Source organism: Methylobacter sp. Wu8, assembly GCF_036440755.1.
Classification (GTDB): Bacteria; Pseudomonadota; Gammaproteobacteria; order Methylococcales; family Methylomonadaceae; genus Methylobacter_A; species Methylobacter_A tundripaludum_A.
Genome location: NZ_JAZGVT010000073.1, coordinates 126991 through 139711, shown reverse-complemented (window position 1 = coordinate 139711; position 12721 = coordinate 126991). Strand labels below are relative to the sequence as shown.

The window sequence follows — 12721 nt, the reverse complement described above, 5'->3', positions numbered from 1 at the left end:
TAAGCGCGCCAAAAGCGCTTAACGCAATATGCCCCGGCTGACGTTGCGCAAAAAACTGACCATGTCGGACAATTCTTTGCTTTCCCCGGCCAAATCTTCCATTTGATCGATGGCGTCTTCGAGGCGCAAATTGGTCTTGTAAATGATCTTGTAAGCTTTCCTGATTAAGCGGATGTCTTCGGGGGATATGCCGTTGCGCTCCATGCCGACCGAGTTTATGCCGTGCGGCCGGGTGGGCTTGCCGCCGACCATTACGAACGGGGGAATATCCTGGGTAATTGCGCTGCCCATCGCGGCAAAGCTGTATTGGCCGATCTGGGTAAACTGATGCACCAACGTGAACCCTCCCAAAATGGCGTGGCTGTGCAAATGCACATGCCCGGCCAACGAAGCGCCATTGGCCATAATGACGTGATTGCCGATGATGCAATCGTGCGCTACGTGGGTATATGCCATAAACAGGTTGTCATTGCCTATCTTGGTAAGGCTTTTATCCTGCTTGGTGCCTCTATGCATGGAGGTATACTCGCGTATCGTATTTCTATCGCCGATTTCCAGCCGGGTGATCTCGGCCGCATACTTCTTGTCTTGGGGATCTTCGCCGATGGACGTGAATTGATAGATACGATTTTGCTTACCTATCGAGGTAGGCCCTTTAATAACGACATGGGAGCCTATAACGGTACCCGCATCAATCTTTACATCAGGCCCGATAACGGAAAAAGGGCCGACCGACACGTCATCAGCCAGCTCCGCCTTGCTATCAATTATCGCTGTTGGATCAATCAAATTAATTTACCACGGCCGCACATCTGATTTCGGCGCTCGCAACGAACTCGCCGTCAACTTCGGCGCAGCATTCGAATGCCCAGATATTGCGTTTGCTTTTAAGGAATTTTGCTTCCAGCATCAATTGATCGCCGGGCACAACGGGTCTTTTAAACTTAGCCTTATCGATGCCGACCAAATAATAAATCATTCCGGCCAGTTCATCCCCTGCTGTTTCGGATGCCAACAACCCTGTCGATTGAGCCAAAGCTTCCAAAATCAGTACGCCGGGCATAATAGGTTTTTGCGGAAAATGCCCTTGAAAAAACGGTTCGTTATAAGTGACGTTTTTCACTCCCAGCAACCTAACGCCGGGCTCGCATTCGATCACCTTATCAACCAGCAAAAAAGGGTAACGATGCGGCAGGAATTCTTGTATTTGTAAAATATCTAGCTTAATGGACATGTCTAAGGATTTTTCTTATAAAGTTGATGACGATGCGATGAGATAAAAACCGTGTGTAATTATTCCGGCATGGCTGACAACTTTTGCTGAACTTGGCTAGTCACGTCAATTTTTTCACTGGCATAGATAACGCCATCAGTGAGTAATAAATCAAAATTTTGGTCTTTGGCTATTTCCCGAATAGCTTCAACGATGCGGCGTTGCAATTTGCCCAATTCTTCATTGCGACGGGCATTGAAATCTTCGCTAAACTCCTGCTGGGCTCTTTTTGCATCCCGTTTCTTGTTTAAAATATCCTTTTCCAGGTTGGCCCGTGCCGACTCCCCCATCACGGCGGCGTCTTTGGTCATTCTTTCGTCCATGCTTTGGATTTCTTTTTGCTGAGCGACTAATTGTTTATCTCTAGGTGAAAACTCTTGCTCCAGGCGTTTTTTGGCTTTTTCCGCCTGAGGTGCTTTTTCAAGAACGGCTGGTATATTGACAAAGCCAATTTTTAAATCAGCATAGCTCGCATTAGCAGCGAGCAACAATCCTAAAAATAAAGCAATTTTTGTTTTCATTGTTACACGGTTCTCTGGTGAAATTAAAATAAGTAATGATTAAGAATAAGTTAAATCATATGCCGAATTATAGGGGATAAGCCTGTTAAACAAAACCAACTTCTTCTAGAAATTTTGCCCGAAGTTGAATTGAAACATCTCTTTTTGATCCCCTGTAATAGTGCCATCGGCTGCTGTTGTGGTGGATTTGGCATTTAGCGGTAACGCGGCACTGACAGACAAAGCGCCGAACGGAGACATCCACTCGCCTGAGACCCCGACAGAATATTTTAGGTTATTCGTTTTAAAACCGTCACTAATGGACCCTGCATCCATAAAGGTGCCTAACCTGACTGATTTTGTCTCAGGTAAAAAAGGCACAGGGAAAAACAATTCGGCATTCCCGATAATTTTGCTGGAGCCGCCAAACGCATAGCCATTGGAGTCTCTCGGCCCCACAGTATTATTCTTAAAGCCCCGTATAGACCCGGTACCGCCGCCGAAAAAATTCTCAAAGAAAGGCAAAGCGGTTGTCTTTCCATAACCATTCCCGTATGCCGCCTCCCCTTGCAGTCTGAATGTAAAATCTTTAGCCAGGGGGAAATACAATTGATGTTTGTAAGTAAGCTTATAATATTCCAGATCGCTGCCGGGGACTGTCGCCAACGCGGAAAAACGCTGTTGTTGCCCTTTATTCGGGAAGATAGCCCGGTTAAGCGTATCATGAGTCCAACCCACCGATGGCGCCAATGTCAGAAACGAATCGCCTGTCGCCTTAACTTTCTTCCGGGTATTGGCCCCTCCTGCAACGTTACCGTTTGAGTTATTTGCACAAATATCCGTGCCATTATTGCCATAAATGAAGTCGCAAATCTGATTGGATGAATAACTGGTTGCACTCAACGAAGTATGTTTTACATCGATATCGAAACGCAAGCTGTCGAACTCATTTAGCGGTATGCCGAAATTGATCCCGGCATTCGCCACATTGGTTGAATAATTGGCAATATTAATTTGGCCGGCATTTCGCTTGGTATAACCCACATTATAACCTTGACTGACGCCATCCACGGTGAAATAAGGGTTTAAAAAACCAAACTGATAACTTGTTAAGTAACTACTATTGTTAAAGGCAAGATTCACCCGCTTACCCGAGCCGAACACGTTATCCTGAGCGATATTGGCATTCAATACGATACCTTGAACCTGAGAAAAACCGACGCCTGCCGACAAATTGCCGGAGGGCTTTTCCACGACTGAATAATTAACATCGATCTGATCCGCGGCGCCTGCAACCGGCGGCGTTTCCACAGTGACTTCTTCAAAATAGCCCAAGCGTTCAAGACGCGTTTTCGACCGTTCAATTTTCGAACTGGACGCCCAGCTGGACTCCATTTGCCGCATTTCCCGGCGCAACACTTCATCGCGGGTTTTGCTGTTGCCTTTCATGTTAATACGCCTGACATAAACGCGCTTGCCCGGATCGACAAAAAAAGTCATATCGACGGTCTTTTTCGCCTCATTGATTTCCGGCACCATGTTGACGTTAGCAAACGCATAGCCGTCATCACCCAAGCGGTCGGAAATTGCTTTAGAGGTTTCTGTAGCGTTTTTCCTGGAAAAGATTTCTTCCGGCCCTACCTTGACCAGCTTGATAAGTTCGGGAGGATCGACCACCAGATTACCGGCTAACTTGACTTTATCCAGCGTATAAACATCGCCCTCTTTGACATTGATCGTGACATAAATATCTTTTTTGTCCGGGGTGATCGCTACCTGCGTCGACTCGATATTGAAGTTGACATAACCGCGATCCAGGTAATAAGAACGCAAAGTCTCCAAATCCGCCGACAACTTTTGTTTGGAATACTGGTCGTCCTTGGTATAGAACGACAATAAATTCGACGTATTCAACTCAAGATTGCGCAACAGGGTTTTATCGTCGAAAACGTTGTTTCCGACAATATTGATCTGTTTAATCTTGGCTACCCTGCCTTCGGAAATCTTGATATGAATACCGACCCGGTTGCGGGTAAGGTTAGACACGTCGGTCTTAATCTTTAAGCCGTATTTGCCGTGGCTGAAATATTGGCGGCTTAACTCCTGCTCGACTTTATCCAGCACTTGCTGGTCGAACACCTTGCCTTCGGCCAAACCGATTTTCTTTAAGGCTTTAGTCAAGTCATCCTTGCTCAAATCCTTATTGCCTTCAAAAATGATCTTTGCAATCGAGGGCCGCTCCACCACGTTAACAATCAACGTTGATCCTTCCCTTTCCAGAGAAATATCCTTAAAAAAACCGGTTTTGAATAGCGCCTTGATTGCCGGAGCGACATTATCCAATGAAAATCTTTCTCCCACATTAACCGGGAGATAGTTATAAACGGTGCCTACAGAGATACGTTGCAGACCTTTGACCTGAATATCCTCTACAACAAACTCTTCATCACCTTTAACCGCCTGGGAAACAAGTAGAAACAGCAATAGCGCGCGCGAAAAAGTATTTAATTTCATGTAGAAGTCTAAGAATGAAACAGCTATTGTCCAATATTGAAAAACTGCCGGATTATATCACAGTAAATATTTAAAAAAGCTTAAGCCCTATGAATCGGAAAACTAAGCACATCATCAATGGATGCACTACCCGACAACAGCATCAATAAACGATCCAAACCTATAGCCATGCCTGAGCATTCCGGCAGCCCCGACTCCAGAGCCGCAATAAGACGTTTGTCTTTAACGGAAACAGGCAGTTTTTGTTGTTGCCTGATCGCCAACTCCTTATCAAAGCGACTGCTCTGTTCCGCCGCATCCGTCAGCTCATGATAACCGTTGCCAAGTTCAACGCCGTTGACAAACAATTCAACCCGTTCAGTGATCTGCGCGCATTGCTCATTGATTCTGGCTAATGACGACTGACAAGCGGGATAACCGTAAACCATGCACAACGCATTTTTACCCAAATGCGGCTGAACGTTATGGCTGAAGATAAAATCCAGCCACAATGCATGATCGTGTCCGCAAATATCCACTGCCTCCGATAACCCGCATTCCCTGGCAAAATTGCAATAGTCTTGATATGAAAATACCAGAGGGTCTAAACCGGTAAATGAAACAAACACGTCTTGATAACTGACCCGTTGTGTTTCCTGTAACGGCAGATCGATAAACAGCCCACCGACCAGCTCGGCGATTTCATCCATTAACTGAGGCAAGGTAAAACCGACACGATACCATTCCAACATCGTAAATTCGGGATTATGAAAACGCCCCGACTCGCCGTTTCTGAAAGCTTTGCCGATCTGATAGATGGAACCGCTGTCGGCGGCGAGCAAGCGTTTCATTGCGAACTCAGGTGATGTCTGCAGGAACAGCGTTTGCCGGGATGGCGACTGCCAAGCTTGTTCCTGACAGGCTTCCGGCGTACACACCATCCCTGGCGATAAATACTCAGTCGTGAAAAACGCCAGCTGCGGATCGGTTCCGATGCTGTTGCCAAGCAGCGGCGTCTCCACTTCCAGCACCGACCTGTCGGCAAAAAACTGACGTATCTTCGCAAGCGTCCGCGCCCTTAACCGCAGAAGCTCTATGGCGCAAGTCGGCTGCCACTCTTGCAACACTATTCTTTTACGCGGGAAACGTATTCGCCGGTACGGGTATCGACCTTAATCATTTCACCCTGCTGCACAAACAGAGGAACCCTGACCACTGCACCTGTATCCAGAGTGGCCGGCTTGCCGCCGCCGCCTGAAGTATCGCCACGCACGCCCGGATCGGTTTCCACAATGGTCAGCTCGACAAAGTTAGCGGGGGAAATAGCAAGAGGCGCATCATTCCACAAGGTCACCGTACAAGAATCCTGATCTTTAAGCCATTTACCCGCATCGCCGACGATTTTTTCGTCGCATTGATACTGTTCAAAAGTATCCGGCACCATAAAATGCCTGAATTGGCCGTCGTTATACAGATATTGCATCTCGACATCGACCACATCGGCGCCTTCAAGCGACTCGCCCGATTTAAAGGTTCTTTCAATCACCCGGCCGGTTTTCAAATTCCTGATTTTTACCCGGTTAAACGCTTGGCCTTTACCCGGCTTTACAAATTCATTTTCAATAATTGCACAGGGATCGTTATCCAGCATAACTTTTAACCCGGCTTTAAACTCGTTGGTGCTATAAATGGCCATTTTATCCTCAAAGATGACAAACAATGTAAAACTTAAGCATTATAATAGAGCCAACAACCGATAGAAAATTTAATAATCTCTGATGTCCGAGCCGCAATCCGAAATCCAGCACTTTACTAAACACTGGCAACAGCAACTTGCCGAAGCTTTTAATAACATTGACGACCTTTGCCGTTACCTGGACTTATCGCCGGATGACTTGCCGGTTTCAACCGCTGCCGTTGAAGATTTCCCTTTACGCGTACCTTTAAGTTTTGCCGCCTGTATCGAAAAAGGCAATCCGCATGATCCTTTATTACGCCAAGTACTGCCCATAAAAGATGAACTATTCGCTTATCCAGGTTTTAGCAATGATCCTGTCGGCGACCTTGCGGCCGCCACCCGGACCAGCGTTTTGCACAAATATCATGGCCGGGTTTTGTTTATCAATACCGGCAGCTGCGCCATCAACTGCCGGTATTGTTTCCGGCGCAATTTTCCATACGCCGACTTGCAGCTTGGCAAACAAAAGGAAACTACCGCCATCCAAGCCATACGAGACGACGCAAGTATCTCGGAAGTTATTTTAAGCGGCGGCGACCCTTTATTGCTAAGCGACGCAAGATTAGCCCGGCTTATGCAGCAATTAAACGGCATTAAACATTTAAAGCGCATCAGGATACACAGCCGTCTGCCTATCGTCCTGCCTGCCCGCATCACCGATGAATTGATCGACACGATACGCCAAAGCCCTCAGCAAATTGTAATGGTCGTCCACTGCAACCATGCCAATGAAATCAGTGCCCGCGTCATTGCCGCCTGCAACGCACTGAAAAACAGCGGCATCACCTTGTTTAACCAATCGGTGCTGTTAAAAGGCGTCAATGACAACGCGGAAATCTTATGCGAACTGAGCGAACGGCTGTTCGGCAACGGCGTCATCCCTTACTATCTGCATTTATTGGACAAGGCCACGGGAACCGGGCATTTTGAGGTTTCAGAAACAGAAGCGTTGGCGCTAATCAAGCAAGTTCAAGCCGCCCTGCCCGGCTATCTGGTTCCAAAGCTCGTCAAAGAACAGGCTGGAGCTGCATCCAAGCAACCTGTTTTTTAGAGTCATCAGATTCCCTTGGCTCTGCCCGCTTTACCCATCCCGGTCGCCAGTTTAGGCGTTAGCGGCATAAGGCATTCAGCTCAATAGCGAATTCGCCCGATAAACAAGAATTCTTATTGCGTGAAAAGACGACATTCTCTATCCTACAGCCGCTTAACATATCACCCACCGCTTTGTTTAGGTGGCTAACGCGATTCGATCTTAACTTACAAATAGGAGCGTTACTTATGACTGACTCGCATGACCCGCGGCAAAACCATCTTCTCGACGCTCTGCCCGAAACCGAATACGAACGCATTTCTCCCCATCTTGAACTGGTTCAGATGCCGCTAGGTGAAGTCCTTTACGAGTCCGGCGCCAAGTTGAGTTATGTCTATTTGCCAACGACCTGTATCGTATCGCTGCTTTGCGTGATGGAGAATGGTGCGTCGGCCGAAATCGCCGTGGTCGGCAACGAAGGCATTATCGGTGTCGCGCTGTTCATGGGCGGCGAAACAATGCTCAACCGGGCTGTCGTGCAGAGTGCGGGCTATGCCTATAGACTGCGGGGACACTTGCTTATGCAGGAATTCACCCGTGCGGAGGGGCCTCGCAACGGAGTGTTGCATAATTTGCTGCTGCGTTATACCCAAGCGCTGATTACCCAGACAGCGCAAACGGCGGTCTGTAATCGGCATCATTCAGTGGATCAGCAACTTTGCCGCTGGCTGCTGCTAAGCCTGGACCGGCTCACGTCGAACGAATTGATTATGACTCAGGAATTGATCGCCAATATGCTGGGAGTGCGCCGCGAAGGCGTCACCGAGGCCGCCGGGAATTTACAGCGCGCGGGATTAATTGATTACAACCGTGGCCGTATCACAGTACTGGACAGGCAGGGTTTGGAATCGCGGGTTTGCGAGTGCTACCAAGTGGTCAAAACGGAACTCGATCGCCTGCTACCCGCCCCAACCCACCCATTTGAGCAGGCCGATTAGCACACTGGAGATCCACTTCAGCCTATCCCCGATCGGATGCAGGTTTTGATACTGTCGTAGACGATGCCAAGCGTTCAGACTCGTAACCATGACTTTCCTGTCAGCCTCCGATTGCATGACCTTCCCGGTTGGTTTTCCAGAATTTACCAGAGTAATCCGAGAAACGCTTCCTTTTCGGAATCATCCTATTCCAGATGATGTCAGGCAAAGCGTCTGCCGTTTACGGACAGACGCTTTGCCCTCTCTATCTTCGGTTAGAAATGATAATGCGCACCTAAGCCAACATATTCCACTTTCTCTTTATAAAACTGCCCACTAGGAGAATAGCCGTTATAGTACTCTGCAAGAACCTGAAGCTTCCGGCCTAATACGCCTGAATTTCCAAATTCAACGCCCGCTCTGGCCGACACATCCGTACTCCAGTTATTTTCATCGTAATTCTTGATGTCAGCTGCAACGATAGGCCGCATTGATGCAAAATCTATGCGCCAAGGACTTCGAAACTCAACACCATATTGCGCCGACCATATCTTAAGCGTCGAAGGTTCTTTGTGGAACAGGCCTCCCCCGCCGCCATACAAGCGGACTCCATAGGGGAGTTCATAAGAGAGCTTTAAATCCGCGCCTTCGTAACTGAGGTTTACTCGCTCGAATTTCGTATTTATCTTGCGCAGCAGAAATTCGTCGCCAAGATGTGAACTTTGGTGATAAATACGGCCAAACGCTGAAAACTGGCCAGCACGCGCACTTGAATAGACTGCGGCAATAAAATCTGTGTTGACCAGATCAGACGATGAGGCCCCCAGATTGAAGTCACTAAAGACTCCTGCTTGCAGCCCTGTTTCCCATTGCGCAGTGGATTGTCCGAAATTACTGCGATAAAACGGTATCGTTTCACCAAAGCTGACAGAAGCTATATCTCTGCCATCAAAATTATTGCTCTGATAGTTACGGTAAGCAGCCGAGAAATGGGCCCAACGCGTATCGGCCAATAATGGCTTAAATAGATGACCGGTGGGCAAAAGTCCTGTCGGCAATAAGGTTGTTTCAGCGCCTGATCCAACCCCATCGCCCGCAGCTTGGACAGACTTTGAAGAATCAGCCACAGACTGCCGGCTAGTCGCTTCCGATAGTTTTACCGCCTTAACCCCGGGAATTTCCGCTAACAGCCGCACCGCTTTGGTCCGGTCGGCGGCTTCCAAACTACTCACCGGCAAAGTAATTACACCATCCTGTACAACTAATGTCGGCATATCACGTTTTAAATCATGCTTTAACACGCCAGCGGCATAACCGGCTATGTAAGCGTCATCCTGATCCGTGGCATGAGCAAAAGACACGGGGACCAGCATAACGCCAAAAACAACTATGAATCGTAAATAGACCATTATTATTTACCCGGCGCGCTCTTTACGATCAAGTCAGTTTGCACTGATTTTACATTCTTCTGACTATTGGCCACTTCCACCGCCCTACCGATGCTTTGCTCGGAATCAACAGTGCCGCTCAACTTCACTACGCCTTTATCAGTCGTCACCTCGATATGGGATGCATTAAGTAAAGGATCATTTAAAATCGCCGTCTTAACCTCTGTGGTAATAACCGAATCATCGATGTATTCCCCCGCTGTTTCAGCCTTATCAACTACCGACTCTTTTGCGCCCTCAATATTTTCTCCTGCTTTTTCTGTCGCCTGATCAAGTTTTTTTCCAGCCTTTTCCAGCGCTCCTTTAGAGGCGTCAGTTGATTCATTGACGTATTCTCCGGCTTCGTCGGCCTTCTTATCCAATGACTCTTTTGCAGCGTCAATTTTTGTTTCTGCTTTTTCAGTCGCTTGTTCAATCTTTTGCTCAGCTTTTTCAGCCGCACGATCGATTTTTTGCCCTGCTTTTTCTGCTGTGCCTTCTTGTTGGCACCCCGCCAGTCCGAGAACAGCGGATAAACAGCCGATCACAACAACGTTAGCGGCTAATTTTTTTTGTTTGTACTCGTTGGTTATTTTCATTGGTTATTCCTTTGCGTTGTATTTTTTAAAAATGCGCCAAATGACATTAAGGGAACCCCATTAGAGAAAAACGTCAGGTAAAAGAAATTCCCTCTATTTGAATCGAGCGCATTGGATTGAAAGCTCATACAAATTCTAGCGACAACATCAGGCAGGGTCTGTACGGTATCGTACATAAGGCCCATCCAATTTGAACAAACGCCATTGAGAAAAGAAAACAGCCCGGTTTCGGCATTCAAGCTCGGACTGGTTAGCATAAAAAAACCCGCTTGAAAGCGGGTTTTTGTGTTTACAGCATTTAGACAATTCCAGCCGACTTATTTTCGCGGCCTTATAGCTTGATCAATATTCGATCCAGATCAACTCGACACGACGGTTTTCAGCCTTGCCTGCTTCCGTGCTGTTATCGGCAATAGGTTGGGTTTCGCCATAGCCTTTCGCAGTCAACTTGTTGGTGACGCCTTTCATTTTAAGGTATTCAACAACTGACTTCGCGCGCCGTTCCGACAACTTCATGTTGTAAGCATTGGTGCCTTCGCTGCTGGTATGCCCCTGGACTTCAATATCGTTTTTCTGAGGATAGGCAACAAGATTTCCTGCGATACCATCAAGCAGTTCCTTGGCATTCAGTGTCAACTCCGCAGAATCATATTTGAAATGCTGGCCTGTCAATACAAGTCTGATTGGGCATCCCTTATTATCAATCTTACTGCCTTTGATAGTTCCGGGACATTTATCCAAACAGTTGTTAACACCGTCAGAATCCGTGTCGAGGGTGGAACAATTTTCAACTGCGGCAACCGGGACGGCTGCGATTGGAGCCTCAGCCCTTGTTGCAGGTTTCGGCTTGTCGCCAAACGGAATGACAAAACCAACGTTGACGGTCATATCGTGGAACTCATCTGTACCCGGCTGTACGTGGGCATTGAGATTGTTGTTGTAACGATAACGCACATCACTGCGGAGCAAGAAGTTGTCGTGAAGCTCGTAGGTAAAACCTGCGCCTGCTTCGCCGATAACGCCTACACCGCAATTAGCGGAAGCACATGTGTTCATGGCGCCTACTCCGACGACGGTATAAGGCGAGAATTTATCGCGGAAGAAATAATACTGTACATCAGCCGTGCCGCCCGCCAGATCCCAGGGACCGTTATCGCCGCCAAATCCTTCATAAAACCCTTTAACCTCGACGTTGAAATGTTTATCGAGGATCTTGCCAATGCCCATGCCGCCCCCCCAGCCATCGCTTGCTCTACGGTCGCCACCGGTTTTGACAAACGAAGCGAAAGGCGCCACATACCAACGGTCATCCTGGAATGCATCGGCGGCTTGCGCCAGCGGCAGAAAACCCGCAGTGAGTAACGGGGCAATGAATAGTAAATTCTTTTTCAGCATAATATTTTTCCTTATCTCTAGTTTATTTTTCATCAGGGTCTTTAGAATTGATCTCGTTATTTCGTTTCGATTCACACTATCTTGAACCAGCATCCATTACCTTTTATGCTATTTTACAGAAAATACTCCTTACAAAATCAGTGTTGCTATAAAATCTCAAATGTAGCTTAACCGCAACATCAGCAGCCCGTCTGTACGTTACCGAACATAATAGCCTGATTGAACGGGATACTTGCGTATTTTTTAAACGCATGCGGCAAATTCATCGCGCATCATACCTACGCAGGAACATACTGGATTCATGAGGTTTGATATGTTCTTCTTGAGCTCCGCACCCTTCGTCGTGAGCGCGAGCAATAAAGGCCAAAAAAATTTTAAACGGCTACTTACCCTGTATCTGGTTAGCAATGCCGTGCGGCACATGCGCGGCGGCGACATGCTGGGCTGCTGACTCGCAATGCCCTTTTTGGTCATCGAAGAAAATATCCGCACCGAATGCCTTCAGAAAATCGCCTTTCGCCATTCCGCCCAAAAAAAGCGCCTCATCGATACGAATACCCCAGGCCCTTAATGTCCTGACCACCCGCTCATGTGCCGGCGCAGAACGTGCAGTCACTAGCGCCGTTCTAATCGGTGATGATTGGGAATCAAACTGCGTCTGGATATGATGCAGGGCGCTCAGGAAATCCTTAAACGGGCCGCCCGGCAATGGCGTTTTGGCTTCGTTGCGTTCATTTTCGGTAAATACAGCCAAGCCGCGCTGCTGATAAATCCGTTCCGACTCATCCGAAAACAATACGGAATCCCCGTCAAACGCGATACGCAACTGATCGGAATAATGCGCCACCGAAGGACCGCAAAGAATAGTCGCCGCAGCAAACCCGGCATCCAGCGCCTTGGCGACATCATCGGCATTAGCCGATAAAAACAAATGCGCCCCGAACGCCGGGATATAACTGTAAGGCGATGCGCCGCTGGTAAATGCCGCACGGATAATGGCTAACCGATGATGGGCAATGGAATTGAAGATTCTTAGCCCGGTATCCGCACTATTTTGCGATAACAGGATGATTTCAACCAGCGGGTCATTGGGGCGGCTGTCGTTGATAGCCAGCAGCTTTTGAACCAACGCAAAGCCGTAACCCGGCGCCAGAATTTCATCCTCGTGCTCTATCTGATATTGGCAGAAGGCTTCCTTGCCTTGGGTTTCAAATATCGTATGCGATTCATCCAGATTGAATAACGCTCTGGACGATACCGCCACGACCAGCTTTTTTTCTCGCATAGCC

The 12721-nt window shown here is 47.8% G+C and carries 12 protein-coding genes; 2 read left to right on the top strand and 10 right to left on the bottom strand.

The genetic code is table 11. From position 1 onward, the window contains the following. Positions 1 to 18: 18 nt before the first annotated feature. The 6 genes from lpxA to efp form a co-directional block, all read right to left on the bottom strand. Positions 19 to 789: an acyl-ACP--UDP-N-acetylglucosamine O-acyltransferase gene (lpxA, locus tag V3O24_RS16350; RefSeq protein WP_104422415.1), complete on the bottom strand. Its 771-nt coding sequence runs from the start codon at positions 787 to 789 to the stop codon at positions 19 to 21. 1 nt (position 790) lies between these two features. Next, positions 791 to 1234: a 3-hydroxyacyl-ACP dehydratase FabZ gene (fabZ, locus tag V3O24_RS16345; RefSeq protein WP_104422414.1), complete on the bottom strand. Its 444-nt coding sequence runs from the start codon at positions 1232 to 1234 to the stop codon at positions 791 to 793. Between the two features lie 59 nt (positions 1235 to 1293). Then, a complete protein-coding gene (locus tag V3O24_RS16340) occupies positions 1294 to 1794 on the bottom strand; it encodes an OmpH family outer membrane protein (protein ID WP_104422413.1) in 501 nt (166 codons plus the stop codon). A gap of 105 nt (positions 1795 to 1899) precedes the next feature. Continuing rightward, entirely contained in the window at positions 1900 to 4287 is a 2388-nt protein-coding gene (gene bamA, locus V3O24_RS16335) for an outer membrane protein assembly factor BamA (RefSeq protein WP_104422412.1), read from the bottom strand. 80 nt (positions 4288 to 4367) lie between these two features. Continuing rightward, a complete protein-coding gene (epmA, locus tag V3O24_RS16330; protein WP_331308037.1) occupies positions 4368 to 5393 on the bottom strand; it encodes an EF-P lysine aminoacylase EpmA in 1026 nt (341 codons plus the stop codon). Next, on the bottom strand, positions 5393 to 5962 hold the full coding sequence (efp, locus tag V3O24_RS16325; protein WP_104422411.1) for an elongation factor P: 570 nt from the start codon (positions 5960 to 5962) through the stop codon (positions 5393 to 5395). Before efp ends, epmA begins: the two co-directional genes overlap by 1 nt. A gap of 82 nt (positions 5963 to 6044) precedes the next feature. On the opposite strand from efp, the gene epmB reads away from it, so the two are divergent. Together epmB and V3O24_RS16315 are read left to right on the top strand one after the other, a co-directional pair. Next, positions 6045 to 7055: an EF-P beta-lysylation protein EpmB gene (gene epmB / locus V3O24_RS16320; protein WP_331308035.1), complete on the top strand. Its 1011-nt coding sequence runs from the start codon at positions 6045 to 6047 to the stop codon at positions 7053 to 7055. Positions 7056 to 7282: 227 nt separating this feature from the next. After that, positions 7283 to 8032, top strand: a complete 750-nt coding sequence (locus V3O24_RS16315; RefSeq protein WP_104422409.1) for a Crp/Fnr family transcriptional regulator — start codon at positions 7283 to 7285, stop codon at positions 8030 to 8032. A 254-nt stretch (positions 8033 to 8286) separates the two neighbouring features. Here the strand turns inward: V3O24_RS16315 and V3O24_RS16310 are convergent, their stop codons facing one another. From V3O24_RS16310 to V3O24_RS16295, 4 genes are all read right to left on the bottom strand, one after another. Next, a complete protein-coding gene (locus tag V3O24_RS16310) occupies positions 8287 to 9420 on the bottom strand; it encodes a DUF1207 domain-containing protein (protein ID WP_331308034.1) in 1134 nt (377 codons plus the stop codon). Between the two features lie 2 nt (positions 9421 to 9422). Next, positions 9423 to 10037 carry a BON domain-containing protein gene (locus tag V3O24_RS16305; protein WP_331308032.1) on the bottom strand — a complete coding sequence of 205 codons (615 nt, stop codon included), beginning with the start codon at positions 10035 to 10037 and terminating at the stop codon, positions 9423 to 9425. Between the two features lie 342 nt (positions 10038 to 10379). Beyond that, positions 10380 to 11465, bottom strand: coding sequence for an OmpA family protein (locus V3O24_RS16300; RefSeq protein WP_258076539.1), 1086 nt, complete (start codon positions 11463 to 11465; stop codon positions 10380 to 10382). A 349-nt stretch (positions 11466 to 11814) separates the two neighbouring features. Continuing rightward, the gene (locus V3O24_RS16295; protein ID WP_104422406.1) at positions 11815 to 12717 is read right to left on the bottom strand and encodes a 5'-nucleotidase; all 903 of its coding nucleotides are present in this window, start codon (positions 12715 to 12717) and stop codon (positions 11815 to 11817) included. Positions 12718 to 12721: the final 4 nt, after the last annotated feature.

What these genes read in the sequence shown, in the direction of transcription:
- V3O24_RS16300 (WP_258076539.1), bottom strand. Translation starts at nt 11,465, where the DNA reads ATGAAAAATAAACTAGAGATAAGGAAAAATATTATGCTGAAAAAGAAT.
- fabZ (WP_104422414.1), bottom strand. Translation starts at nt 1,234, where the DNA reads ATGTCCATTAAGCTAGATATTTTACAAATACAAGAATTCCTGCCGCAT.
- V3O24_RS16310 (WP_331308034.1), bottom strand. Translation starts at nt 9,420, where the DNA reads ATGGTCTATTTACGATTCATAGTTGTTTTTGGCGTTATGCTGGTCCCC.
- efp (WP_104422411.1), bottom strand. Translation starts at nt 5,962, where the DNA reads ATGGCCATTTATAGCACCAACGAGTTTAAAGCCGGGTTAAAAGTTATG.
- V3O24_RS16340 (WP_104422413.1), bottom strand. Translation starts at nt 1,794, where the DNA reads ATGAAAACAAAAATTGCTTTATTTTTAGGATTGTTGCTCGCTGCTAAT.
- V3O24_RS16315 (WP_104422409.1), top strand. Translation starts at nt 7,283, where the DNA reads ATGACTGACTCGCATGACCCGCGGCAAAACCATCTTCTCGACGCTCTG.
- V3O24_RS16305 (WP_331308032.1), bottom strand. Translation starts at nt 10,037, where the DNA reads ATGAAAATAACCAACGAGTACAAACAAAAAAAATTAGCCGCTAACGTT.
- epmB (WP_331308035.1), top strand. Translation starts at nt 6,045, where the DNA reads ATGTCCGAGCCGCAATCCGAAATCCAGCACTTTACTAAACACTGGCAA.
- V3O24_RS16295 (WP_104422406.1), bottom strand. Translation starts at nt 12,717, where the DNA reads ATGCGAGAAAAAAAGCTGGTCGTGGCGGTATCGTCCAGAGCGTTATTC.
- bamA (WP_104422412.1), bottom strand. Translation starts at nt 4,287, where the DNA reads ATGAAATTAAATACTTTTTCGCGCGCGCTATTGCTGTTTCTACTTGTT.